This window comes from Jatrophihabitans sp. YIM 134969 (genome assembly GCF_054456675.1).
In genome coordinates this window covers 1-23,660 of record NZ_JBTJEQ010000002.1, presented here as the reverse complement: position 1 = coordinate 23,660, position 23,660 = coordinate 1, and the positions used below count along the sequence as shown (strand labels likewise).

Genomic DNA, 23,660 nt, shown 5'->3' with positions numbered 1-23,660 from the left:
GCATGAGCCGCAAGCAGCTGGAACGTTCGTTCTACCTTCGACGGTGGGGAGTCGCGGTGGTCCGGGATCGGGAACTGGCCGCCGCCGTCGAGACACTGGAGTCGCCGGGGACGACGACCGTGGTGCTCGGCCCGGTCGGCATCGGCCGCAGTTGGCTGGTCGACCGCGCGGGCGAGGCGGTGTCAGCTGCGGGGCACCGGGTCCTGCGGGCCGCCGGGTGCGTCGACGAACGTGCCATGCCGTACGCGGGGTTGCACCAACTCCTGCATGCCGACCTCGAACAGGTCGACGCGGCCCTCCCACCGCGGCAACGCGTCGCCCTGCTCGGTGCGCTCGGTCTCGACGACCCTCCCGCGGACGATCCCCTGCTCGTCGCCACGGGGGCGCTGAGCGCGCTGCGCCTGCTCGCGGCGACTCGACCGGTCGCGGTCGTCGTCGACGACCTCCACCTGCTCGACCCGGCGTCCGCCCAGGTGGTCGCGTTCCTCGGCCGACGCGTGGGGTCCGAGGCGGTGTCCGTCCTCGCGGCGCAGGTCGGAGGCCTGCGCCCCGCGGGGTTCGAACGCGCGAACGCGGTGCTGGACCTGGCGCCGCTGGGGCTGCAGGACGCGTCGGAGATCCTGGACGCCTGCGCGGTCCTCCCGACGGGACGCACACGGTTGGCCGTCCTCGCGCTCGCCGACGGCAACCCGTTGGTGCTGCGGGAGCTCGCGAGGGAACATGCCGGCGAACCGTTCACCGAGCGCGCCGTGCTGTCCGGGCCGTTGCGACCGACCCGCACGATCGCGGCCGCGTTCCCGTGCGACCTCTCCGGGCTCCCGGCCGCGACGCGGGCGGCCGTCGTCGATCTCGCCGTCGGCGACGACGAGGACCTCAGCGCGGTCGACGTCGGCGGCGACCCGGACGCGACCGCCTGGGCGCCCTTGGCCGCACATGGGGTGATCGCGCAGCGCGACGGGCGGGTCCGGTTCCGCCACCCCGTCCTGCGGTCGGTGGTGTTCCACGCGGTGTCGCCCGACGAACGGCGGGCAGCCCACCTGCGCTGGGTCGCCCGGCTGGCCGCGCACCCGGGTCGGGCGGTGTGGCACCGCGCCGCCAGCAGCCTCGGGCCCGACGACGTCCTCGCCGACGACCTCGCCGCCGCCGCGAACCGGTGGGACGCCGACGGCGACCACGACCGGGCCATCGCCGCCTGGGAACTGGCCGCCGAACTCAGCGGGAACACCTCGGACGCGCGGATCCACCTCGTCGCGGGCCTCCGCGCGGCGGCCTTCTCGTCCCACGTGCCGACGGCGCGGCGCCTCGCCGCCCAAGCCCTGCGCCACGGGCCGGACCCCGAGGTCGACGCCTTCGCGACGCGCGCGCAAGCCTGGCTCGATGCCGTCTCCGGCCGCCACGACGCCGCCCTCGACACCCTGCTGCACCTCGTCGAAGGCGACCCGCTGCCACGGGAAGCCGCCCTGGGGCCGGCCGCCACGGTCGCGTACCACCTGGGACGGCCCACGGCCCGGCTACGGGTCAGCGTCCTGGTGGACGACACGGCGACCCACCCGGGGGCCGCGGTGCCGTTGTTCCAGGCGTCGGTCAACACCTGGGCCGGGGTGGCGACCGGCCGCTACCACGGTGACGACGGCCGCCAACGGGTGTCGGCGGTCGTCACACGGCTCGGGCCACGGCCGCTGGTCGAGGTCGGCGCCGCCGCCTGGATCCTCGACGAGACGGCGACGGCGATCACGCAGTTGACGGCGCGGGCCGAGGGCGCGGCCGACCCGGACGGTCAGGCGCTGCTCGTCCTCGGGTGGTCGCTGCTCGAGTCCGGGCAGTGGGACGCCGCGGACCGGCACCTGCGCCGGGCCGTGCTGGTGTCGCGCACCTGGGAACAGACCACGGCCGAGGCGGCCGCGCTGGTCGGCCTCGCCCACCTCGCCGCGGTCCGCGGTGACCGCGAGGCGGCGGAACGCGGCACATCGGCAGGAGGACGCCGGCTGGGTCCGGCGGCGAGCACCGCCGTCGACGTCCGTGGCCACCACAGCCGCGGACTGGCCGCCCTCGGCGCCGGTGACCACGCCACCGCGTGGACGCACCTGTCCCATGCCGCGACCAACGGGGACCGCGTCAGGCACTTCCACGCCTCCCGCTACCCGGTGGCGGATCTCGCCGAATCGGCCCTGCGCAGCGGACACCGCGAGGACGTCCAGCGCATCCTCGCCCGCGACGGCGACCCGGCCGACCCTGAGGTGTCGGCCCGGGTGCGGCAACTGCGCCACCACGCGTGGGCCGTCGTCCACGCCGACGGCGGGCGCCGCGAGGACGCAGAACGCCACTTCCACGCGGCGCTCGCCGAGCGCAGCGGCGACACCTGGCCCTACGAGCGCGCCCGGGTGCGGTTGGCCCACGGGCGCTGGCTGCGGCGCGAACGACGCGTCGCCGAGGCCCGGGCGCCCCTCGAGCTCGCGCTGGTCGAGTTCGATCGCCTGGGTTCCGCCCCTTGGGCCGACCTCGCCCGCCAGGAGCTGCGGGCATCCGGCGCGAGCCGGGTTCCCACCGATCCACAGGCCGCCGTGCGCCTCACGGTCACCGAGCGCCAGATCGTGCGCCACGTCGCCGCCGGGCTCACGAACCGCGAGATCGGGGATCTGTTGTTCCTGTCGCCCCGCACCGTGGGGTCGCACCTCTACCGGATCTTCCCCAAGCTCGGCGTCACCACGCGGACCCAGTTGAGAGCGCTCGAACCACCCGACGGATGACTGTTGCACCCGGCACCGGTGGTCGTCGATGCAGTCACGTGACCGACGCCGGGAGCGACCCGGCCGACCTAGGTTGCCCGCATGGATCTCGGACTCACCGGCCGCACCGTCGTCGTCACCGGGGCAGGGCGGGGCATCGGACTCGCGATCGTCGAGGCGTTCGCCGCCGAGGGCGCCCACGTCGTCGCCGGGTCGCGCGTCGTCACCGACGAACTGACCGCTCTCCAGCAGACGGGCCGGGTGCGGGCCGTCGCCGTCGACCTCTCCTCGCGCACCGGACCCGCGCAGTTGGTCGACGCGTCGGACGGCCGGGTCGACGTGCTCGTGAACAACGTCGGCGCCGCCCCCGTGCGGACCGGCGGTTTCCTGTCGGTCGGCGACGACGACTGGCAGGCCACGCTCGAGCTCAACCTGCTCGCCGCCGTCCGCGCGTGCCGGGCCGCTCTGCCACTGATGGTCGCCGCCGGTCGCGGGGCTGTCGTCATGACCTCGTCGGTGAACAGCACGCTGGCCGATCCGAACGTCGTCGACTACGGCGCCGCCAAGGCCGCCCTCGCCGACTTCACGAAGGCCCTGGCCAAGGAGTTCGGCCCGCACGGGATCCGTGCCAACACCGTCAGTCCCGGCCCGGTCGCCACCGCGCTCTGGCTCGGTGACGGTGGCGTGGCGCAGACGGTGGCGAGCGCCACCGGCCTCACCCCGCAGCAGGTGGCCACCTCGGCGGTGTCGACCTCGGCGACCGGCCGCTTCACCCAGCCCGAGGAGGTCGCCGATGCCGTGCTGTTCCTGGCCAGCGACAAGGCCCTCAACGTCACCGGCGCCGACATCCGCATCGACGGCGGACTGATCCCGACCTGGTGAGCTCCCCGGAGACTTGAGTCGGGTCGGGAACAACTCCGGGCCTCGACGTCTTGCATGACATGTCACGTTCATGCACGACGAGAGAGGAACCCACGATGGGAAAGTTGGACGGCAAGACGGCGTTGGTGACCGGCGGGACGGCGGGGATCGGTCTCGCCACCGCGCGACGGTTCGTCGCCGAGGGCGCGCACGTGTTCATCACCGGCCGACGCCAGGAGCCGCTCGATGCGGCCGTGGCGACGCTGGGATCGTCGGCCACCGGGATCCGTGGTGACGTCGCGGACCAGGACGACCTCGACCGGGTGTTCGCGGCGATCGCGGCGCGAGGCGCGGGCCTCGACGTGCTGTTCGCGAACGCCGGGGGCGGTGAGTTCGCGGCCCTGCCCGACATCACCGTCGCCCACTTCACGGACACATTCGCCGGCAACGTCGGCGGGACCCTGTTCACGGTGCAGAAGGCCCTGCCGCTGCTCAACGAGGGCGCGTCGATCGTGTTGGCCAGCTCCAACATCGACGTCAAGGCCGCGCCGTCGTTCAGCGTGTACGCCGCGAGCAAAGCCGCCATCCGCTCCTTCGCCCGCAGCTGGGCCGTCGAGCTGATGGACCGCCACATCCGGGTCAACAGCATCGCCCCCGGACCGATCGCGACACCCGGGCTCAGCGGACTTAGTGCGGGCCCCGAGGCTGCCGAGCAACTGCTGCAGGCGCTCGCGGCCGGCGTGCCGATGAAGCGGCTGGGCCGGCCCGAGGAGATCGCGGACACCGTGCTGTTCCTGGCCTCCGACCAGAGCCGGTACGTCACCGGGTCCGAGTTCTACGTCGACGGCGGGGCCAGTCAGGTCTGAGCGTCAGCTGCGGAACCCACCGTCGTCTCATCCCACCACCTCCCGAGGTTCACCATGACCCACGCTGTCGTCCTCACCGACTTCGGACGCCCCGACGTCCTCCGTCTCACCGAGGTCCCCGTCCCGGAACCCGGCCCGTCGCAGATCCGCGTCGCGGCTCGGTTCTCCGGGGTCGGACCGACCGATCTCGCCATCCGCTCCGGTGCGCTCAAGGCGTTCCCCACACCACCCGGCACGGTGCTGGGGTTCGAGACCGCCGGGATCGTCGACGCCGTCGGCAGTGCGGTCACCGACGTCGCACCGGGCGACGCGGTCGCGGCGTTCCTGCCGGGACTCGGTGGCTACGCCGAACTGGTCCTCGCCGACTTCTGGGTCCGCCGGCCCACGACGGTCAGCTGGGAGGACGCCGCCGCTCTCCCCGCCTCCGGTGAGGCTGCGGTCCGGGTGCTGAACCAGTTGGCGGTCACGGGGTCCGACACCCTGCTGGTCCTCGGCGGGACCGGCTCGGTGGGCACGATCGCCACCCAGGTCGCCGTGGCCCGCGGCGCCCGCGTCATCGCCGCCGTTCGCCGGGGGGACTTCGGAACGGCCGAGGAACTCGGCGCGACACCCGTCGAGTACGGACCCGGTCTCGTCGCGGCCGTCCGTCGCCTCGCGACGGTCGACGCCGTGTTCGACGCCGCGACCGGTTCCGACCTCGCCGCCGCCGTCGAGCTCGCGGGTGGGCCCGAGCGCGTGATCACCCTGAGCAACCACACCGCCGTCGAGCACGGCGTGCGGCTCTCGGGGCCCGATGCCGCCGGCGCCACGGCCGCCCTGGACGAGGCGATGGCGCGCCTCGCCGACGGGAGCCTCACCCTGCGGTCGCACGTCGCCGTGCCACTCGCCGACGCCGCGTCCGCCCACGCCCGGCTCGAGGCCGGCGAACGCACGAAGTTCCTCCTGGCGATCTGAGTGCGGGTCAGTCGACCAGGGGCGACCGTGAGATGAGCGCGGTGGTGCAAGATGCAACGTTCGGCCCGCATCTCTCGGTCACGACTTCCAGTCGGCTCACCTGGCAACGGACGGGCCATCGGCGGCCGGTGGCGGCGGCAACGTCCCGCGGGCCAGCACGCCGTCGTACACCCGCTCGAGCAACCCGGCGAGGGTCGGCAGGTCACGGCCGTCGAGGTCACCGAAGAACAGGTCCCGCACGAACGCGGCGTGGTGGGGCGCGACCGCGGCGAGCGCGCGCCGACCTGCCGGGGTGATCACGGCGTCGGTCGCCCGGCCGTCGGTGGCCGAGGGCACCCGGCGGGTCAATCCGCGCGTGGTCATGCGCTGCAGGTGGTGGGACAGGCGGCTGCGTTCCCACCCGATGGTGTTGGCGAGGTCCGAGAGCTGCAACCGGCCGCCCGCCGCCCCGCCCAACGCCACGAGCACGTGGTAGTCCGGGTGGGACAGGCCGCCGTCCTCCTGGAGTTCGCGGTTGAGCTCGTAGTCCAGGCGCAACGAGATGCGCATCCACGCCAGCCAGACCCGCTGCTGCTCCGGATCGAGCCACGCGTCGTCGGAGCTCCCCGCCGCAGGCTTGCGTGACATGACGCCCTCTCCCCCCGGGCGACCCCCACCCGACACCACCACATCATCTGGCACCCGCACCGTTCTGCGAAGCTGACCCACCACCGACGCGAGGGGGACGACATGCCGTACGGCCGAGGACACGCACGACGCGCCCGGAACGAGCCACCGGCGGACAGCGCGCAGGTCGTCATCGTCGGTGGAGGGTTCGCCGGCTTCTACGCGGCGCGACACCTCCGCAGGACACTGGGGGATCTCGCGCGGATCACGTTGATCTCGCCGACCGACTACCTGCTCTACAGCCCGCTGTTGCCCGAGGTCGCGACCGGCGTCCTGGACCCCCGCGACATCGCGGTGCCGCTGCGGCAGGCCGTGCCCGGCGTGCACCAGGTCCACGGTCGGGTGGTCGCCGCCGACCTGCAGGCGCGGACGGTGGAGGTCGAGTCCCCCGACGCCGGCGCGTTCGACGTGGCCTACGACCGGTTGGTGCTCGCACCCGGCGCGGTCACGCGCGAGTTCGACACCCCCGGCGTCGCCGACCACGCCCACGGGCTGAAGACGTTGCAGGAGGCAGCGTTCCTGCGCAACCACCTGCTGGCGCAACTCGACCGGGCGGACGCGCTGCCCGACACCGAGGAGGGCCGCCGCGAACGGCTGGAACGGCTCACCGTCGTCGCGGTCGGCGCCGGGTACACGGGCTCGGAGTACGTCGCCCAGGCCCAGCACCTGTTGCGCGGGATCGCGGAACGGTGGACCTCGGTCGACCCCGACGACGTGCGGTGGGTGCTCGTCGACATCGCCGCCCAGGTACTGCCCGAACTCGGCCCCGCCCTCGGCCGGTCGGCGCTGCGGGTCCTCGCCCGCCGCGGCGTCGAGGTGCGGCTACAGACGACCGTCACCGCGGTCACCTCGACGTCGGTGACGCTGTCCGACGGCACGGTGATCCCGACCCGCACGCTGGTGTGGTCCGCGGGTGTCGCCCCGAGCCCGCTCATCGCGCAGCTCGGACTGCCCACCAGCCACGGTCGTCTCGTCGTCGGCACCGACCTCGCCGTCCCCGGCGTGGACGACGTCTGGGCCGCGGGCGACGCCGCGGCCGTCCCGGACACCACGATGCCCGTCACCTCCGGGCAGGAACAGCCGCTGACAGCACCCACCGCCCAGCACGCGGAACGCCAGGGAGCGACGCTCGCCCGCAACGTCGCGGCGAGCCTCGGCCACGGGACGCCCCGGCACTACCGCCACCACGACCTCGGTCTGGTCGCGGACTTCGGTGGCACCGCGGCCGTCGCGCGCCCGCTCGGCGTCCCGTTGACCGGCGCGATCGCCAAGGTCGTCGCGCGGGGCTACCACCTCTACGCCCTGCCGACGACCTCGGCGAAGATCCGCGTCGCGACGGACTGGCTCTACGCCAGCGTGCTGCCGACCCGCGTCGTGCAGTTGGACAACGTGCGGGCCGAGGACGCGCTCATCGAGCGCGCCCAGGCCACCGGCATCTACGACTGAACGACGGGCGCCGGGGCGGCGGGTCGACGGTCCGGGCGCCACAGGAGCCCCGCGAGGGCGACGCACGCGGCGGCGAAGATCGTCACGGCGTGCCAGCCCCACGCCTCGGACAGCAGGCCGGCCACGGCTGACGCGGCGGCGCTGGTGAGGAACAGGCTGGCCATGTAGACGGAGTTGAGCCGGGCGCGGGCGTCGGGGCGCAGGCCGTACACGTCCCGCAGGCTCAGCACCTGGTTGGTCTGGACGGCGAGGTCGAGCAACACGCCACCGACCGCGAGCAGCACCACGCTGCCGGCGCCGAACCCGGCGACCGCCATGGCGGCGAGCGCGACGATCGCCGCGAGCAGCCGTCCCCGTGCGCCGTGGCCGCGGTCGCCCAGCCAGCCCGCGACCGGAGCAGCGGCGGCACCGGCGGCGCCGACGAGCGCGAAGACCGCGACCTGCGTCTGCGAGAGGCCGTGCGCCGAGATCAGCTCGAAGGTGACCCCGGTCCAGAAGGCCGTGAAGGCCGCGAACAGCAGGCTCTGGCCGAGCGCCCGCCGCATCAGGGTCGGCTCCTCGACGACGAGGCGGGCGGTGGACGCGATCAGCCGCGGGTAGCGGTGGGTGCTCTCCGGCTGGCGCTGCGGCAACAGCTTCCGGATCAACACGGCGATGACGATCATGAGGACGGCCGAGATGCCGAAGATCGCGCGCCAGCCCCACAGGCCGGCGACGAAGCTGCTGACCGAGCGGGCCAGCATGATGCCGAGCAGCAGGCCGCTGGTGACCCGACCCACGACCGAGCCGCGGCGGTCCGGCGGGGCCAGGTGCGCGGCGAGCGGGACGAGCACCTGCGCGACGACGGACGTGACGCCGACCGCCCCGAGGGCGATCAGCAGCACCGTGAAGTTCGGGGCGAACGTCGCCGCGACGAGCGTCAACGCGGTCGCAGCGAGGATCGTCGAGGTCAGCTTGCGGTTCTCGACCAGGTCACCCAACGGCACCAGCAGGATCAGGCCCAGGGCGTAGCCGATCTGGGTGAGGGTGACGAGGAACGCGGCCGCGCCGTTGCCGACGTGCAGCGATCGGCCGATGAGCTCCAGCAGCGGCTGGGCGTAGTAGAGGTTGGCGACGGCCGCACCGGTGGCGACCGCGAGCAGCAGGACGACACCGCTACTCGGTTGCCGTGCTGTCTGCTGGTCGGTCGGGCGGGCCTCTGCGAGGGAGGACACGATCGTGCTCCTGTTCGTGGACATCGCGTCCAAGTGGACGCCACGTCCAAGAACTATGCCACGCCGGGTCTCATTCCCGTGCCTGCAGACCCGCCAGCACCTGGTCGACCGCGTCACGTGCGAAGCGCTCGGTGAGCGGACCGTGGCCGAGCAGGAGGCGGTAGTAGATCGGCGCGAAGACGTGGTCCATCGCGATCGCGACGTCGGTGTCGGCGCGGAACTCCCCGGACGTGATCCCCCGCTCCACGAGCGCGACGGTCGCCGCCCGGCGCGGCGCGAGCCACTGGTCGCGGAGGGCGTCGGCCACCTCGGGCTGGCTCTGCGCCTCCACGATCAGGCTGCGCATGAGCGCGCCCGCGGGCGAGCGGAACAAGCGCACCAGTTCGACCGCGAGGATGCGCAGGCCGTCGGCCGCCGAGACGTCGTCGGGCACCCGCCCCCACGGGTCGGCGCGGAGCATGAAGCCCTCGAGCGCCACCGCGCCCCGCGAGGGCCACCAGTTGTAGATGGTCTGCTTGCTCACCCCGGCCCGGGCGGCGATCGCCTCCATGGTCGCGGCGGCGAGCCCGCCCTCGAGCATGAGCTCCCCCGCCGCGGTGAGGATCGCGGTCCGTCGCGTCTCGTCGCGGGGACGACCGCCCCGCGAGCGGACGGCCGCGGCGTCGTGGGTGGGGCGGGAGGGCACCGACCCAGTGTCGCGCCCGGGGGTCCCGTGAGGTGACGGCGGTCAGGCCCGACCCAGGTCGGTGAGCACCCGCTGCGCCCGGGCGACGGTCGCCTCGTCGTCGTGCGTGCGGGCGAGCTCGCGGGCGGCCTCCGCGACCTCGGTCGCCCGGACCGGGTCACCCGCCCGGACCAGCACCTCCGCCCACTGCACGCTGGTGCGCGCCCGCTGCGAGGCGAACCCGGCGGCGGCCCAGGTGTCGATCGCCGCGTCGAACGCCGCCCGGGCGTCGTCGAAGCGACCGAGATCGGCGTGGGCGAGCGCCACGATCGACAGCACCGTGGCCCGAGTGTGGGCGACCATCCCCACCGGGAGGTCGGCCGCGGCGGCGTCCAGGCGGTCGACCACCTCCGCACCGCGCTCCACGGCGTCGGCGGGTCGGCCGAGGTACAGCAACGATTGAGCGGTGCCGACGAGGGCCTGCAACGCCCCGACCCGGTCCCCGGCCCGCTCGAACGCCGCGACGGCGTTCTCCGCCGCCGTGAGGGCCCGCTCGGGCTCGCCCAGCAGGGCGAACGCCCCCGCTGCGTAGGTCTCCGACCACGCCAGTTGCACGGCGTCGTCGGCGCGACGGGCGAGCTCGCCGGCGCGCTCGGCGCGGGCCAGCGTGGTCGCCCCGTCCGCCCGCACGATCGCGACCCAGGCCAGGTAGTTGGTGTGGGTCGCCTCGAGCGCGTCGTCGCCGAGTCGGTGCGCCGCGGCGCGGGCGAGGTCGAAGACGTCGAACCACCCGCTCCAGGCGGGGTCCAGGTCGCTGTACCAGTGCAGGGCCTCGGCGACGTCGACGACGGTGTGGTCCGCGCCGCCCGCCGCGGCCGCCTGCAACGCGGCGAACCAGTTCATGCTCTCGTCCTGCAGCCACCCGCGCGCGAGCTCGCGGTCCCCCACGACCGCACGGCGTGGTGGTGTGGGCACGTCGTCGCGGACCGGCTCGAACCACCGACCGGCGTCCGCCGCCGTGGTGAGCAACCAGGTGTGCCACCGCGACCGGGCGAGGTCGACCACCCGGTCCTCGTCGTCACGGACCAGCCGGTCACGGGCGAACAGCCGGAGCAGGTCGTGGAACGCGTAGCGACCGTCCGGGGTGGCCGTGACCAGTCCCAACTCGACCAGGTCGTCGAGCACGTCGTCGCAGACGTCCTCCGGCAGCTCGGTCAGCACCCCCGCGCCGGCAGCGCTCCAGGTCGGGCCGTCGACCAGGCCCGCACGCCGGAACACGAGACGTTCGACCGGGCGCAGCTGGGCGTAGCTCATCTCGAACGCCGTCTCGACCTCGACGTCACCCGCCCGCAGCCGACCGAGCCGCACCGACTCGTCGGCCAGCCGGTCGATCATCGTCTGCACCGTCCATCCCGGCCGCGAGAGCAGGCGGTTCGCCACGATGCGCAGCGCGAGGGGGAAGCGCCCACACACGGCGGCCAGTTCGGACAGGCCGCGGTGCGAGGCGGCGTGGTCGTCACCCAGCACCTGCGTCAGCAGCTGCCGGGCGTCGCCGTCGACCATCGGCGAGAGGCTGGCGCGATCGGCGGCGTCGAGTCCGCCCAGCGCACGCCGACTCGTCACCACGACCGACGTGCCGCCGCGGTGTGCGAGCAACGGGCGGACCTGGGCCTCGTCCCGGGCGTCGTCGAGCACGAGCAGGCCCCGCCGCGCGCCGAGCAGCTCGGCCAACGCAGCGAAACGTTCCGCCGCCCCGGGCGGTAGATCCCGGGGACTGGTGCCGTGTGCAACGAGCAGGGTCCCGGCGACGGCCTCGGGGGCCAGCGGGTCACCGCGCTGACCCCGGAGGGCCACGAAGTCCACGCCGTCCTCGAACCGGTCGGCGACGTCGCGGGCGGCGCGGACCACCAGGCTGGTCTTGCCGATTCCCCCGGGCCCCGACACGACGACCGGTCGGGAGCCGGCGGCGGCCACCAACGCGTCGGCCAGGCGCCGACGCTCCGCCTCGCGGCCGACGAACAGGCTGTCGACGTCCGGGAGCGGAGCGGACGCACCCGCGCCGTCGCCGCTCGAGCCGCCGGCACGTCCCCGCCCCCGCCGGGCGGCGGACGTGAACGCCGACCGGGTCTCACCCTGCAGCAGCAACGCATCGGCCAGGGCTTGCACCGTGCGGGCCTGTGGTCCGCGGCTGCGGCCACGCTCCATGTCACTGATCGCGCGGGCGCTCACGCCGGAGCGCTCCGCGAGCGACTCGAGGGTCAGGTCAGCGGTCTGCCGGTGGTCGCGCAGCAACGCGGCGAACTCCGGTGGGGACGCCATCCGAGCTCTCCGGCCTCCAGCTTCTGCGTGGGTTCTGCATGGTGCCACACCCACCCGTGACGGTGGGATGGACGCGGCAACCGCTGCCCGCCCCACGTCCCCGGAGGATCTCGTGCCCACACCCACCGTCGTGCTCGTCCACGGCGCGTTCGCCGACTCGGCGAGCTTCGCGCCGGTCACCCGTCGGCTCCTCGACGCCGGCGTCCGGGTCGTCGTCCCGGCCGTCCCCAACCGCAGCCTGCTCGGCGATTCCGCCTACATCGCATCGGTCGTCCGCCAGATCGACGGGCCGGTGCTGCTCGTCGGCCACTCCTACGGCGGTGCCGTGATCACCGTCGCGGGCGTCGAGGACAACGTCGTGGGCCTGGTCTACCTGGCCGGCTACGCGTTGGAGGAGGGCGAGAGCCTCGGCGAGCTGCAGGGCCGGTTCCCCGACTCCGACCTCGCGGCCGCCTTGGTCTACACCAAGTACCCGCTCGAGGGCGCGGACGACGGCACCGACGTCTCGGTCGACGTCGGCAAGTTCCCGCAGGTCTTCGCCCACGACGTCGACCTGGACCTCGCACGGGTGCTCGCGGTCTCCCAGCGTCCGCTGGCCGCGCTCGCCTTCTCGGAGACCGCGCCCGCCGCGGCGTGGAAGACCAAGCCCGCCTGGGCGTCGGTCTCGTCGTCGGACCACACCATCAACCCCGACGTCGAACGCTTCGGCTACCAGCGGGCCGGCGCGACGACGGTCGAGATCGACTCGTCGCACCTGGTCATGCTCTCGCACCCCGACGACGTCGTCGCCCTGATCCGTCAGGCCCTCGACGCCACTGCCACCGCCTGACAACATCGCCGTCACCGGCCGTTCACTGCAGCATGCAACGGTGCATGCGGACCACGATCGTCAACCACACGAGGGGAACGACATGCCCAGCATCACCACCACCGACGGTGTCGAGATCTACTACAAGGACTGGGGATCCGGCCAGCCCATCGTCTTCAGCCACGGCTGGCCGCTGTCGGCCGACGACTGGGACACCCAGATGATGTTCTTCCTGCTGCAGGGCTTCCGGGTCATCGCCCACGACCGTCGTGGTCACGGCCGCTCGACCCAGACCAGCGACGGCCACGACATGGACCACTACGCCGACGACCTGGCGGCGCTCACGGCCCACCTCGACCTGCACGACGCCGTCCACGTCGGCCACTCGACCGGTGGCGGCGAGGTCGCGCACTACATCGGTCGCCACGGCGAGGACCGGGTTGCCAAGGCCGTGCTCATCAGCGCCGTCCCGCCGATCATGGTGCAGACCGAGAACAACCCGGGCGGGCTGCCGAAGTCGGTGTTCGACGGGCTGCAGGAGCAGGTCGCCACCAACCGCTCGAACTTCTACCGCGACCTGCCCTCGACCGCGTTCTACAACTACAACCGTCCGGGCGTCGAGCCGTCGGAGGCGATCATCGCCAACTGGTGGCGTCAGGGGATGATGGGCGGCGCCAAGGCCCACTACGACGGCATCGTCGCGTTCTCGCAGACCGACTTCACCGAGGACCTGAAGAAGATCTCCGTGCCCGTGCTGGTGATGCACGGCGACGACGACCAGGTCGTGCCCTACGCGGACTCCGGCCCGCTCTCGGCGGAGCTGGTGCAGAACGGCACCCTCAAGACCTACGCGGGCTACCCGCACGGGATGCCGACCACGCACGCCGACGTCATCAACGCCGACCTGCTGGAGTTCATCCGCTCCTGACGGCGTGACGTCACCCGTCCCGTGGGTCCGCCCGCGGGACGGGTGACAATCGTCGGGACACCCGTCCCGATGCACCAGGAGCCCCCTTGGCCGCGCCGTCCGTCGCCAGTCCCGAGCCCGACGACGCGTTCGCCGACCCGGACACGCTGCGGGCCGCACTGGCGGACGTCGGCTACCTCGCCGACGACCGGACCGCAGGTGTGGTGAGCCTCGCCGCCCGACTCGGGAAACCGGTGCTGGTCGAGGGCCCGGCCGGGACGGGCAAGACCCAGTTGGCCAAGTCCGTGGCCGCACTCTCGGGCCGACGCCTCGTGCGGCTGCAGTGCTACGAGGGCATCGACGAGTCCAAGGCCCTCTACGAGTGGGACTACCGCAAGCAGCTGCTGTGGATCCAGGCCGCACGCGACGACGCGGGCTTCGACGCCGACGCGGTGACCACCGACGGCGCCGGCATCTTCGCGGAACGGTTCCTGCTCGCCCGGCCGCTGCTGGAGGCGATCCGGTCGGCCGATCCCACCGTTCTGCTCGTCGACGAGGTCGACCGGGTGGACACCGAGACCGAGGCCCTGTTCCTCGAGGTCCTCGCCGAGCACCAGGTCACCGTCCCGGAACTCGGACGGATCGAGGCGCGTCACGTGCCGCTGGTGTTCCTGACCTCCAACGGCACCCGTGACCTCTCCGAGGCCCTGAAGCGCCGGTGCCTGTTCCTGCACCTCGGCTACCCGGGCGCGGACCTGGAGCGCGACATCGTCCGTCAGCACGTCCCGGACCTCCCGGTGCGGCTGGCCGAGGACCTGGTGGCGCTCGTGGACCGGTTGCGCCGCCTGGACCTGCGCAAGCCCCCGTCGGTGTCGGAGTCCATCGACCTCGCGCAGTCGCTGCAACTGCTCCGCAGCGACGAGCTCGACGTCTCGGTGGCCTCGCCGGTGCTCAACGTCCTGCTGAAGTACCAGGAGGACATCGACACCGCGGCCCGCGCGCTCGCGACCCGCCGGTGACCGGGCCCGCGCGGCTCTCCCTGGAGGAGCGGCTACACCAGTTCGTCGACGAGCTGCGCACCCGCGGGTTGCCGGTGTCGATGGTCGAGCGGGTCGACGCGATGCAGGCCGTCGCCGGCACCGACCTCGCCCGCCGCGGACGGTTGCACACGGCACTGAGCGCGACCCTGGTCAAGGACGTCGACCACCTCGCGGTGTTCGACGAGGCGTTCGACCTGTTCTTCCGGACGGCCGGACCGGTACCGGACGTGTCGGACGCGGGCGCTCTTTCGGACGAGGCACTCGACCTCGACGACGCCGTCCGCGCCGTGCTGCAGGACGGATCCGACGCCCTGGCCCGGCTCGTCGCGGACGAGGCGGTGACCCGGTTCGCGCGGTTCGAACCGGGGCGACGCGTGGCGGGCGTGCTGTACGAGCGGTGGACGCTCGACGGTCTGCGGCTGACCGACACCGTCGACCAGCTCAGCGACGGGAACGCAGGCGCCGGCGAGGGTTCGGGGTCCGGCGGTGGTGGGGGCAACGGTGGTAGTGGCGGCGGGTCCGGGGCCGGGACGGTGCAGGAGAACGCCGAGAACCTGCGACGGCACGTCGTGGCCGTCATCCGCGAGCGGATGGTCGCCGACCGCGGGCCCGCCGACGTCGCGCGGGTCCTGCGCACCCCGCTCACCGCCGATGTGGACCTCACCGCCGCGAGCGCAGCACAACTGGCCGAGATCGAACGTTCGATGCCGGTGCTGCAACGCAAGCTCGCCACGACGTTGCTGCGCCGCCGTCGCCGCGCCCGCGGTCCGCTCGACGTCCGCGCGACGATGCGTCACGCCATGGCCACCGGCGGGATACCCGTCACACTCGTCGAGCGGCCGCCCCGGCCCACGAAGCCGCAGCTGTTCGTGCTGGCCGACATGTCCGGGTCGGTCGCGAACTTCGCGGCGTTCAGCATCAGCCTCATGGCCGCGATGGCCCCGCTGTTCTCCGGTTTGCGGACCTTCGTGTTCGTCCGCGACACCGTCGAGGTCACGGACGTGGTCCGCCGGGCGCGCACCTCACGCGAGGCGGCGGCAACTGCCCGCGCCACTCTCGACGGCGCCCGGCTGGGCGGCGCCACGGACTACGGCCGGGCGCTGACGACCTTCCGCGACACCGTGCACGGCACGCTCGGCCACCGCAGCACCGTGCTGGTCCTCGGCGACGCCCGCGGCAACCACCAGCCCGCCCATGCGGCCGCGCTGGCCGACGTCGCGCGCCGGGCCGGTGCGGTCCACTGGCTCAATCCCGAGCCGAGAACCCTGTGGGGTACGGGTGATTCGTTGGCACCGGTCTACGCCCCGCTGTGCACGGACATGGTGGTCTGCCGCACCGTCCACGACCTCGAACGTTTCGTGGCGCGGCTCGCGTAGCGGTCGCACGCTGATCTGGGCATGCCGACGACATGGCGGAGAAGAAGAAGGGCAAGGGCAGCGACACCGCGAAGCGGGCGAACGCGAAGGCGGCGGAGGAGGGGAAGAAGAACCCCCGGAAGTCGTCAGCCGCGCAGGCCGAGCTCGGCAAGAAGGGCGCGAAGGCGAAGAAGAAGAAGAAGTGAGCACCGCCGTCACAGTGCGGAGGCGAACTCCCGCACCACGGCCGTCAGCGCCGCCGGAGCCTCGAGCTGCGGCAGGTGACCCGCCCGCTCGAGCAGGGTGAACGACCCGCCGGGGACGGCTCGGGCGAAGGCCCGCCCGACCTCGACGTCCGCGATGCGGTCGGCCTCGCCCCACACCACCCTCACCGGCACGGTGACCGTCGCGAGCCGCGCGGCCAGGGTGGGGTCGGTCATGGTGTCGCCGCCGTAGATCCCGAGGCTCGCGCGGTTCGCGGCGAGCCGCTCCCGAGCCGGTGGCGGCATGGCCGCCGGGTCGAGGACACGACCCGTGGGGTCGAACCAGCTGAGTTCGGCGACCTGGTGCGGCGTGAGCGTGAAGAAGTCGACCACCGGGTGCCCCGGCACGTCGAGACCCACGGCGTCGACGAGCACGACCCCGGCCACCCGCGGCGACCCGAGCGCCGCCAGTTCGGCGGCGACCCATCCGCCCAACGAGTTGCCGACGACCAGGACGTCGCGCAGGTCCACCGCGTCGAGCAGCGCGGCGTACACCGCGGCGAGGCCGCGGACGGAGTCGAGCCCCGGTGGCCGCTCGGTGCCGTCGAAACCGGGGTGGACCGGGACCAGGACCCGTGCGCCCTCGAGCGACTCCGCCCACGGCGTCACCGTGGCCGGGCCACCACCGCCGTGGAGCAGCAGCACCGGGGCGCCTGCGCCGTACTCCGCGAGGGCGACCTCGACCGGGCCCAGCGTGGGGACGTCGAGCGTGACGGTGCATTCGGCTGGCATGCAGAGGACGCTATATCAGCATGCTGATACAAGCAACCTTACTCAGCCGCCGCCAGCAGGAGTCGGTGCAGCGTCTCGAGGTCGTCAGCAGACAGCTTGCCGAGCGACGCCTTCATGACCCGGTCCATGATCCGGCCGCCCTCACGTCGCACCCGCTCACCGTCCTCGGTGAGCTCGTGCCGGACCACGCGGCCGGGCCCCGCCGTCCGCACCAGCAGTCCGCGGTCGACCATGCGACCGGCGAGCGTGCCCATCGACTGGTCGGTCTGGAAGGTCAGCAGAGCGAGGTCGTGCAGCGACGCGTCCGGGTTCGCGTGCAGGTGCCGCAGGACATCCCACTGCGGCAACGACAGCCCGATCGTCGCGAGTTGTTTGTTGGCGGCGGTGTGGTGCCGCCACTGCAACCGCTTGACCGCGAGTCCGACCTCCTGCAACCGGGGTGCCACACCAGCGACCTTAGGTGAGGACGGTGGGCGGACGCGGAACCGCCGCGGCGCCTCAGGCCGGGGCGGGCAGCCGGGCCCGGGCGCTGGCGATCACCCCGTCGAGCCGGGTGCGGGTCGCGAGCAGCTCCGCAGCCTGCCGGTCGATGCGGTCGCGTTCGACGAGCAGGCGCTCGACCATCGCCGGGGTCGCCCCTCCGCTGTAGATGCACGGCAGCAACTCGACGACGTCCCGGCCGCCGACCCCGGCATGGAACAGCCGCTGGATGAGCTCGACCCGTTCGACGGCGTCCTCGTCGTACACCCGCTGACCGCCGGTGGTGCGGTCCGACCGCAGCATCTGCTGCTGCTCGTAGTAGCGCAACGAACGGACACTGACACCGGTGCGCGCGGCGAGTTCCCCGATGCGCATGGGCATCCCTCCCGGCGGCCCGTTCTCGACCCTGACACCGGTGACAGCTCCACGCGCCGCCGCGCTCGTCCGCACCGGGCAGCAGCGTGTCAACTCGTCGAGCGTCGCGGCAACGGTGGGATCGGACCGGTGCCCGAAGGGGAAGCCCCTCGTCCGTCAGGGGCGCAAGATCAGGCACGAACTGGTTGCGCTCGCGAGCAGCCGCCCATCCGGGCCGCGCAGCTCGGCGCTGGCCAGCGCGGTGCGCCGGCCGAGGTGGTCGACCCGACCGGTGGCCGTGACCCGGCCGGATCCGACGCGGATCGTGCCGAGGAACTTCACCGAGAGGTCCAGGCTCGTGTAGCCCACGCCCTCCGGGAGCATGGTCTGCACGGCACACCCGCACGCGGAATCCAGCATCGTGGCGTACACCCCGCCGTGCACCGAGCCGATCGGGTTGTACTGGAACTCGGCGGGCTCGAAGGCGAACACCGCCCGACCTTCGTCGAACTCGACGAACTCACCCCCGACCGTCTCGAGGATCGGCGGTGGCGGGAACTCCCCCGCGGCGATCGCCCGCAGGAACTCCAGGCCGGACCGGCCCTCCATCCCGGCCGCGGTGGCCATCGGGTCGTGCCAGGTCACGGTGCGCGAGCGGACGTCGTCGGTCGGTTCCACGCCTGCCGACGTTAGACACCTGGCTTCGGTTCGGACAAGTCAGGGGTGACGCGAGCCGCACCGGCCAGCTCATGCGGCGCGAGCACGGCGTCGACCCGGACGATCCGCGCGGCCCGCGTGGTCGACGACGTGACGGTCACCAACTCGCGCCGCTCGTCGGCCCCCTGCACCGGCCGACGAGCGGCATTCAGGGCGCCGCCACCGTCGCTGACCACCGTGACGTCGGGATCGAGCAGGGCAACGGCATGCCGAACAGCTCGTCCGGCACCCGGGACGTCCGTGCGGCCGGCTCGGGCGCGTCCAGCACGGCGATCGTTGCCGTTAGCAACGGCCAGCTCCGGCCGCTCGCCCGATACGGTTCTCACTCAGCTCCGGTACCGACGTCGCAACCCGTGAGAGCGGGGCTGGGCAACGTTGACTCAGAACGGTGGGTCGCCGAGCTCCGGTTCGAGGACGGGGAGTTTCGCGGCGGGTTTGCGGTGCTGCCCGCCGGCGGGGTCGGTCCAGATGCTGGAGTTGTCATCGGGATCGCGTTCATGTGACCAGCCGCCTTCGTGTTTGAGGCGGTGATGGCGTCGGCACAGCGCGTCGAGGCACTGCTCGCGGGTCTGGCAGCCGTTGTTCCAGTCGTGGCGGTGGTCGAGGTCGCAGGTGACGGCCGGGCGGTCGCAGGTGGGGAACCGGCAGTACTGGTCGCGGGCGATGACGAAGTCCTCGAGGTTCCGCGGTGGGCTGTAGGTTTTCCGGCCGTAGTCCAGGAGTTGACCTGATGCCGGATCGGTGAGGATCCGTCGCCAGGTAGCGCAGGAGTCGTAAGCGATACGCCGGACGGTGGCGGCGTCGATCACGCCGTGACCGTGCAGGAACCCGGGGAGATCATCGAGGCCCATCAGGGTGGTCCAGCCGACGACGACCTGGATCTCCGGACGCTGCCCGTGCATCCGCGGCGCCGCACCCAGATCGGTGCTGGGTTCAGTGCTGGAGGCGACGGTGGCGGGGTGCAGCGGCCGGAGGGTCAGTGCGACCAGGGCATCGGCGCGACAGTTGGCCAGCGTGCGGTCGTCGCCGGGGGTGTTGCGGGCCTTGGAGGAGCGAGCGTGCGCGTCGATGGTCTTGGCGACCGCATGACCCTGCTCGGCCGGCAGCAACGCCCACAGCGAGCACATGCCGTCGGCTTCGACCCGGACCCGCACGTCGCGTTCCCGACGACGGGCCCGGTTACGGGCCTTGGCCCCTTCGGGGTCGTGTTTGATGATCGCGGCCTGCAAGGCCCGTTCCAGTTGGGACGGGGTGCGCCAGCCCGGGTCGTCGACAACCTCCCGCTCGACGGTGCGACCCACCCCGGGTTCGACGACCCGCAACGTGTTGGCCGCGACCCGGGCGTGGTGCACCCCGATGGCACCGATCCGCAGCTGCGCGGAGATCGCCGGGGCGACCTCGACCAGGGTGACGGCCTGCATCATCCGGTGGTACGCGGACGTGCCCGCAACCCCCAGGGCGAGGCCGAGTTGTTCGGACCACCACTTGCCGGCGTCACCATCCGGTTCACCGCCATCAACGGGAGCGGCGTGGTCGCGGTAGGCGGCGGCCATGACGTCGTTCTGGTGGGCGGTGCAGAACGCGATCATCCGTTCCCACCCGGCCACTGACGCGACCCGTTCCTCGTCGTCCAGACCAGTGGGATCCTGAGCCAGCAGAGCGCGCAGCAGGTCGAGCGACGGAACCATCTCGTCGACCGCGACCATGCCCTCAGTCTATATCGAACGAGCGGTCGAGACAAGAGAATCAGTCGATAGAATTAGGTGATTCTCGGTCCGGCCACCGGCGACAACCGCCGCCCGCCAACGGAAGCCGGTCCGGACGGCGACGACACGCGCCTTTCCTAGGAGCCAGTTCTTGTCGAGGCGCAACCGCCACCCGCAGGCGCAGACGAACACCGCGCGAGACCCGCCGCGCTTTAGTAGGAGCCGATCCTTGCGCGCGCGAACCGAAGCCGCGAGCGAGACTCACCCCGAACGGGAAGCCCCCGCGCCTTTCGTAGGAGCCCGTCGTCGCGAAGCGAGAACCGCCACCCGCGAGCGCACTCCAATCCGAGCGAGACCGACCGCGCTATCTGCGGGAGCCCCGTCCTCGGCGAGCACAACCCCGCCCGAAAGCGCGCGAGAGTTCAGACGTCGTTGCACCATGCAACACTCGAGGACGTCACCGGGCAACCACCGGCGGCAGGGTCGACCACGGGAAGTTGATCCACGAGTCGGTACGCCGCCACACGTAGTCGCAGCGCACGACCGTGCGCGGCTTCTCGTAGATGACCGCGGTCCGGGCCTCGCTGACGTACCCGGCGCAGAAGTCGCGGACCAGTTCCAGGGTCTTGCCGGTGTCCGCGACGTCGTCGGCGACCAGCACCTTGGCGCCGGTGAGGTCGACACGGTCGAGGGTCGGCGGGAGCATGACCGGGAGCTCCAGTCGCTCGTCGACGCCGGTGTAGAACTCGACGTTCATCACGAAGATGTTCTTGACGTCGAGCGCGTACCCGAGCGCGCCGCCGAGGAACAGCCCACCGCGGGCGATCGAGAGCACCAGGTCCGGTTCGAAGCCGTCGTCGGCGACCTGCTGCGCGAGTTCCCGCGCGGCCACGCCGAACTGGTCGTAGGTCAGGGTCTCCCGCGCGTCGCTCATCGCCCGATCCTCGCAGGCGGACGCGTGCCGTGGAGACGCTTGACCGGAGTCGTTCCGACGGCGCAGTCTGCACGGTACGTCCGTTTCATCCCGCCATCCCCGAGGAGCTCACCGATGAGCCGTCGCCCCCTCCGCCTCGCCGTCCTCGGCGCCGTGCTCGCGCTGGGCGGGGGCATCGTCACCGGCACCGCACCCAGCGCGAACGCCGCCGCCCGGCCGGTGGTCGCCACCGACCGGGGCGCGGTGCAGGGGGTGCAGGTCGACGGCGTCGAGGACTTCCGTGGCATCCCCTACGCGGCGCCGCCGACCGGTGCCCGGCGGTGGCAGCCGCCCGCGGCCGCACCGGCGTGGAACGGGGTGCGCGACGCCTCGCGGTACGGCAACCGGTGTGCGGCGCTGGCGAGCACGAACGGCGCCCGCTCGGACTCCGAGGACTGCCTGTTCGTCAACGTCTCCCGTCCGGTCGGGACCACCGCGGGGTCCCGCCTCCCGGTCTACGTCTTCATCCACGGCGGCGGACTGGTCAACGGCAGTTCCAACCAGGCGGGCGGGGAGAAGATCGCCCAGGAGACGGGCGTCGTGACCGTCTCGCTGAACTACCGGCTCGGCGTGTTCGGCTTCCTGGGGCTGCCCGGGCTGTCGTCGGCCGGCGAGGGCAACTACGGCTTCCTCGACCAGCAGGCCGCACTGCGCTGGGTCCAGCGCAACATCGCCGCGTTCGGCGGCGACTCCGGTCAGGTCACGCTCGGCGGCGAGTCCGCCGGCGGATTCTCGGTGTGCGGCCACATGGTCGCGTCGTCCTCGCGGGGGCTGTTCGCCCGCGCCATGATCCAGAGCGGTGGCTGCCCGAGCCGGCCGGTGGCGCAGACCGAGTCGGCCAGCCGCGCCTTCGCGAAGGTTGCAGGGTGCACCAGTACGTTGGTGACCTGCCTGCGGTCCGCTCCTGAGTCCCGGCTGCTCGAGGCCAGCACCGGCTTCGGTCCTTCACTGACCGACGGCGTGGCGCCGTTCCCGGTGCCGCTCGCCGACGCCGTCGCCCGGGGCTCGATCGCGCGGGTTCCGATGGTCATCGGGTCCAACCGCGACGAGGGGCGCACGTTCCTCGCGGGTCTGGTCGGACAGGGCGAAGCGGCGTACACCGCCTACGTCCGTGGGTCGTTCGGGTCCGACGCCGCCGCGGTTCTCGCCCGGTACCCGTGGCCCGCGACCAGCGACCGCTTCACCGCGGCCTACCTGGCCGGAGCCGTGGCGACCGACTCGGGAGCGATCGCGGGCATCGGCGGGTGCGGAACCCTCGGTACCGCCGAGAGGTTCGCCGCGACGAACTCCGTGTACATGTACGAGTTCGACGCCCGCAAGGGTCCGGGGCTGCAGCCCGAACCCGCGGGCTACGTCTGGGGCGCGGGGCACGCGGCCGAGCTCGCCTACCTGTTCCCGAGCTTCGACAACGGCACGCCCATCGCGCCGACGTTCGACGCCGGGGAGCGGCAACTGGCGCGCGACATGGTCCAGTACTGGGGCGCGTTCACCTACACCGGTTCGCCGCAGGCGGCGGGCCGCGCCACGTGGCCGCGGTTCAGCGCCGACGGTCGCGTGCTGTCACTGCGCCCGGCCGGGGCCAGCACCGCGATCTCCGTCGCCTCGTACCGCGCCGAGCACAAGTGTGACTTCTGGGGCACGGTGGTCCGCGGCCAGTGACGCGCGGGCGTCAGGCGGCCGGCAGGGTCGGCGCCGCGAGCCGCCGCGGCGGGAAGCGGTGCAGCACCGGCCGGTCGCGGCGCGCGTCGTCGAGGACCTTGACCGCCGCCAGGGCGAGCTGGTCGAGCAGCAGGGCTTCGTCCCGCGTGAGTGTGCGGGCCGTGGACGACCACACGCACAGGGTGCCGAGCGCGATCCGCTCGTGTCCGACGAGCGGGGAGCTCGCATAGCCGCGGACTCCCTTGCTTGTGACGTACGGGTTGTCGTCGAATCGGACGTCACGCGAGAGGTCCGGGATCACGATGGCGCCGACCGGGCGCTGCTCGAGCAGCGCGGCGCAGACGCTGTCCCGCTCCGGGATCACGACCGGCATGGTGGCGTCGGTGCTCGCCAGCGTCACCTGCGCGCCGTCGGGCAGCAGTACGACCGCCGCCCCGTCGACCCCGGTGAACGACCGGGCCAGCCGGCAGATCCCGGTCAACGCCTCGACCACGGCCTCGGGAGTGGCCGGGTCGGGCAGGCCGTAGAGGCTCAGCGACTGGTGACGTGAGCGCCGCACGCCGTCGGGGGTGTGGTGGGTGAGCTGCACGGCGGGACCTCCGAGGTCCGGGGGGACGGGTACCGACCGCGGTGTCGCACGGTCGACGGTCCAACGATGAGCGACGTCATCAGTCACGAACGCGGAACACACGCCGTGATCCGGACACCGTGCTTCAGCCCGGGTTCAGAGTCACCGGTCAAGGTCGGAGCATGAGCCCACGACCCGACGACGACCCGACCGAGATCCTGCAGACCTGGCGCGAGCAGCGCCGTTCCGAGCGGCTCGCCGAGACCGGGGTCATCCCCGTGGTCGAGGCCGACTCGCCGCCGCCCCGGCGCCGCGCGGCCGGCCTGCTGGTCGCGTTCTGCGCCGGAGCGCTCGTCGCCGGTGCGGGCGCCGCCGTGGCCGT

24 protein-coding genes are annotated in these 23,660 nt (G+C 72.8%); 12 read left to right on the top strand and 12 right to left on the bottom strand.

The annotated features are described in order from the left end of the window. The first annotated feature begins 2 nt into the window (after positions 1–2). From ACXR2U_RS01425 to ACXR2U_RS01410, 4 genes are all read left to right on the top strand, one after another. The gene (locus tag ACXR2U_RS01425; protein ID WP_458823130.1) at positions 3–2,747 is read left to right on the top strand and encodes a LuxR C-terminal-related transcriptional regulator; all 2,745 of its coding nucleotides are present in this window, start codon (positions 3–5) and stop codon (positions 2,745–2,747) included. 81 nt (positions 2,748–2,828) lie between these two features. Continuing rightward, positions 2,829–3,608, top strand: coding sequence for an SDR family NAD(P)-dependent oxidoreductase (locus tag ACXR2U_RS01420; protein WP_458823129.1), 780 nt, complete (start codon positions 2,829–2,831; stop codon positions 3,606–3,608). A 95-nt stretch (positions 3,609–3,703) separates the two neighbouring features. Further along, on the top strand, positions 3,704–4,453 hold the full coding sequence (locus ACXR2U_RS01415; protein WP_458823128.1) for an SDR family NAD(P)-dependent oxidoreductase: 750 nt from the start codon (positions 3,704–3,706) through the stop codon (positions 4,451–4,453). Between the two features lie 54 nt (positions 4,454–4,507). After that, entirely contained in the window at positions 4,508–5,407 is a 900-nt protein-coding gene (locus ACXR2U_RS01410; protein ID WP_458823127.1) for an NADP-dependent oxidoreductase, read from the top strand. Between the two features lie 96 nt (positions 5,408–5,503). Here ACXR2U_RS01410 and ACXR2U_RS01405 read toward each other — a convergent pair whose 3' ends face one another. Further along, positions 5,504–6,034, bottom strand: a complete 531-nt coding sequence (locus tag ACXR2U_RS01405) for a MarR family winged helix-turn-helix transcriptional regulator (protein WP_458823126.1) — start codon at positions 6,032–6,034, stop codon at positions 5,504–5,506. 102 nt (positions 6,035–6,136) lie between these two features. Between ACXR2U_RS01405 and ACXR2U_RS01400 the strand changes: the two genes are divergently transcribed. Then, the gene (locus tag ACXR2U_RS01400) at positions 6,137–7,519 is read left to right on the top strand and encodes an NAD(P)/FAD-dependent oxidoreductase (RefSeq protein ID WP_458823125.1); all 1,383 of its coding nucleotides are present in this window, start codon (positions 6,137–6,139) and stop codon (positions 7,517–7,519) included. Here ACXR2U_RS01400 and ACXR2U_RS01395 read toward each other — a convergent pair. From ACXR2U_RS01395 to ACXR2U_RS01385, 3 genes are all read right to left on the bottom strand, one after another. Continuing rightward, positions 7,510–8,733 (bottom strand): MFS transporter, encoded by a 1,224-nt coding sequence (locus tag ACXR2U_RS01395; protein ID WP_458823124.1) that lies wholly within the window; start codon positions 8,731–8,733, stop codon positions 7,510–7,512. The genes ACXR2U_RS01400 and ACXR2U_RS01395 overlap by 10 nt on opposite strands. Positions 8,734–8,803: 70 nt before the next feature. Next, on the bottom strand, positions 8,804–9,418 hold the full coding sequence (locus tag ACXR2U_RS01390; protein WP_458823123.1) for a TetR-like C-terminal domain-containing protein: 615 nt from the start codon (positions 9,416–9,418) through the stop codon (positions 8,804–8,806). Between the two features lie 42 nt (positions 9,419–9,460). After that, positions 9,461–11,716: an ATP-binding protein gene (locus tag ACXR2U_RS01385; protein WP_458823122.1), complete on the bottom strand. Its 2,256-nt coding sequence runs from the start codon at positions 11,714–11,716 to the stop codon at positions 9,461–9,463. 112 nt (positions 11,717–11,828) lie between these two features. Here ACXR2U_RS01385 and ACXR2U_RS01380 point away from each other — a divergent pair, with 112 nt between their 5' ends. From ACXR2U_RS01380 to ACXR2U_RS01360, 5 genes are all read left to right on the top strand, one after another. Continuing rightward, the gene (locus tag ACXR2U_RS01380) at positions 11,829–12,545 is read left to right on the top strand and encodes an alpha/beta hydrolase (protein ID WP_458823121.1); all 717 of its coding nucleotides are present in this window, start codon (positions 11,829–11,831) and stop codon (positions 12,543–12,545) included. Between the two features lie 82 nt (positions 12,546–12,627). After that, positions 12,628–13,452 (top strand): alpha/beta fold hydrolase, encoded by an 825-nt coding sequence (locus ACXR2U_RS01375; protein WP_458823120.1) that lies wholly within the window; start codon positions 12,628–12,630, stop codon positions 13,450–13,452. 86 nt (positions 13,453–13,538) lie between these two features. Then, positions 13,539–14,450 carry an AAA family ATPase gene (locus tag ACXR2U_RS01370; protein WP_458823119.1) on the top strand — a complete coding sequence of 304 codons (912 nt, stop codon included), beginning with the start codon at positions 13,539–13,541 and terminating at the stop codon, positions 14,448–14,450. Continuing rightward, on the top strand, positions 14,447–15,847 hold the full coding sequence (locus ACXR2U_RS01365; protein ID WP_458823118.1) for a VWA domain-containing protein: 1,401 nt from the start codon (positions 14,447–14,449) through the stop codon (positions 15,845–15,847). The genes ACXR2U_RS01370 and ACXR2U_RS01365 overlap by 4 nt, the downstream gene beginning before the upstream one ends. Positions 15,848–15,879: 32 nt before the next feature. Beyond that, positions 15,880–16,032 (top strand): hypothetical protein, encoded by a 153-nt coding sequence (locus ACXR2U_RS01360; protein ID WP_458823117.1) that lies wholly within the window; start codon positions 15,880–15,882, stop codon positions 16,030–16,032. 9 nt (positions 16,033–16,041) lie between these two features. Here ACXR2U_RS01360 and ACXR2U_RS01355 read toward each other — a convergent pair whose 3' ends face one another. The 7 genes from ACXR2U_RS01355 to ACXR2U_RS01325 form a co-directional block, all read right to left on the bottom strand. Next, positions 16,042–16,821 (bottom strand): alpha/beta fold hydrolase, encoded by a 780-nt coding sequence (locus tag ACXR2U_RS01355; RefSeq protein ID WP_458823116.1) that lies wholly within the window; start codon positions 16,819–16,821, stop codon positions 16,042–16,044. Positions 16,822–16,859: 38 nt separating this feature from the next. After that, positions 16,860–17,267, bottom strand: a complete 408-nt coding sequence (locus ACXR2U_RS01350; protein WP_458823115.1) for a MarR family winged helix-turn-helix transcriptional regulator — start codon at positions 17,265–17,267, stop codon at positions 16,860–16,862. 52 nt (positions 17,268–17,319) lie between these two features. Continuing rightward, positions 17,320–17,676: a MerR family transcriptional regulator gene (locus ACXR2U_RS01345; RefSeq protein ID WP_458823114.1), complete on the bottom strand. Its 357-nt coding sequence runs from the start codon at positions 17,674–17,676 to the stop codon at positions 17,320–17,322. Positions 17,677–17,832: 156 nt separating this feature from the next. Then, positions 17,833–18,333 carry a PaaI family thioesterase gene (locus ACXR2U_RS01340; protein ID WP_458823113.1) on the bottom strand — a complete coding sequence of 167 codons (501 nt, stop codon included), beginning with the start codon at positions 18,331–18,333 and terminating at the stop codon, positions 17,833–17,835. 11 nt (positions 18,334–18,344) lie between these two features. Next, positions 18,345–18,698 carry a hypothetical protein gene (locus tag ACXR2U_RS01335; protein ID WP_458823112.1) on the bottom strand — a complete coding sequence of 118 codons (354 nt, stop codon included), beginning with the start codon at positions 18,696–18,698 and terminating at the stop codon, positions 18,345–18,347. A gap of 54 nt (positions 18,699–18,752) precedes the next feature. Further along, positions 18,753–20,078: an HNH endonuclease signature motif containing protein gene (locus ACXR2U_RS01330; protein ID WP_458823111.1), complete on the bottom strand. Its 1,326-nt coding sequence runs from the start codon at positions 20,076–20,078 to the stop codon at positions 18,753–18,755. Between the two features lie 457 nt (positions 20,079–20,535). Further along, a complete protein-coding gene (locus tag ACXR2U_RS01325; RefSeq protein ID WP_458823110.1) occupies positions 20,536–21,012 on the bottom strand; it encodes a phosphoribosyltransferase in 477 nt (158 codons plus the stop codon). 114 nt (positions 21,013–21,126) lie between these two features. Between ACXR2U_RS01325 and ACXR2U_RS01320 the strand changes: the two genes are divergently transcribed. Beyond that, positions 21,127–22,710: a carboxylesterase/lipase family protein gene (locus tag ACXR2U_RS01320; RefSeq protein WP_458823109.1), complete on the top strand. Its 1,584-nt coding sequence runs from the start codon at positions 21,127–21,129 to the stop codon at positions 22,708–22,710. A 10-nt stretch (positions 22,711–22,720) separates the two neighbouring features. Here ACXR2U_RS01320 and ACXR2U_RS01315 read toward each other — a convergent pair whose 3' ends face one another. After that, positions 22,721–23,299, bottom strand: a complete 579-nt coding sequence (locus ACXR2U_RS01315; RefSeq protein ID WP_458823108.1) for a GAF domain-containing protein — start codon at positions 23,297–23,299, stop codon at positions 22,721–22,723. A gap of 161 nt (positions 23,300–23,460) precedes the next feature. Between ACXR2U_RS01315 and ACXR2U_RS01310 the strand changes: the two genes are divergently transcribed. Continuing rightward, the coding region (locus ACXR2U_RS01310) for a hypothetical protein (protein WP_458823107.1) at positions 23,461–23,660 on the top strand (200 nt) is incomplete at its 3' end.

What these genes read in the sequence shown, in the direction of transcription:
- ACXR2U_RS01425 (WP_458823130.1), top strand. Translation starts at nt 3, where the DNA reads ATGAGCCGCAAGCAGCTGGAACGTTCGTTCTACCTTCGACGGTGGGGA.
- ACXR2U_RS01420 (WP_458823129.1), top strand. Translation starts at nt 2,829, where the DNA reads ATGGATCTCGGACTCACCGGCCGCACCGTCGTCGTCACCGGGGCAGGG.
- ACXR2U_RS01415 (WP_458823128.1), top strand. Translation starts at nt 3,704, where the DNA reads ATGGGAAAGTTGGACGGCAAGACGGCGTTGGTGACCGGCGGGACGGCG.
- ACXR2U_RS01410 (WP_458823127.1), top strand. Translation starts at nt 4,508, where the DNA reads ATGACCCACGCTGTCGTCCTCACCGACTTCGGACGCCCCGACGTCCTC.
- ACXR2U_RS01405 (WP_458823126.1), bottom strand. Translation starts at nt 6,034, where the DNA reads ATGTCACGCAAGCCTGCGGCGGGGAGCTCCGACGACGCGTGGCTCGAT.
- ACXR2U_RS01400 (WP_458823125.1), top strand. Translation starts at nt 6,137, where the DNA reads ATGCCGTACGGCCGAGGACACGCACGACGCGCCCGGAACGAGCCACCG.
- ACXR2U_RS01385 (WP_458823122.1), bottom strand. Translation starts at nt 11,716, where the DNA reads ATGGCGTCCCCACCGGAGTTCGCCGCGTTGCTGCGCGACCACCGGCAG.
- ACXR2U_RS01375 (WP_458823120.1), top strand. Translation starts at nt 12,628, where the DNA reads ATGCCCAGCATCACCACCACCGACGGTGTCGAGATCTACTACAAGGAC.
- ACXR2U_RS01360 (WP_458823117.1), top strand. Translation starts at nt 15,880, where the DNA reads ATGGCGGAGAAGAAGAAGGGCAAGGGCAGCGACACCGCGAAGCGGGCG.
- ACXR2U_RS01355 (WP_458823116.1), bottom strand. Translation starts at nt 16,821, where the DNA reads ATGCCAGCCGAATGCACCGTCACGCTCGACGTCCCCACGCTGGGCCCG.
- ACXR2U_RS01345 (WP_458823114.1), bottom strand. Translation starts at nt 17,676, where the DNA reads ATGCGCATCGGGGAACTCGCCGCGCGCACCGGTGTCAGTGTCCGTTCG.
- ACXR2U_RS01330 (WP_458823111.1), bottom strand. Translation starts at nt 20,078, where the DNA reads ATGGTCGCGGTCGACGAGATGGTTCCGTCGCTCGACCTGCTGCGCGCT.
- ACXR2U_RS01325 (WP_458823110.1), bottom strand. Translation starts at nt 21,012, where the DNA reads ATGAGCGACGCGCGGGAGACCCTGACCTACGACCAGTTCGGCGTGGCC.
- ACXR2U_RS01320 (WP_458823109.1), top strand. Translation starts at nt 21,127, where the DNA reads ATGAGCCGTCGCCCCCTCCGCCTCGCCGTCCTCGGCGCCGTGCTCGCG.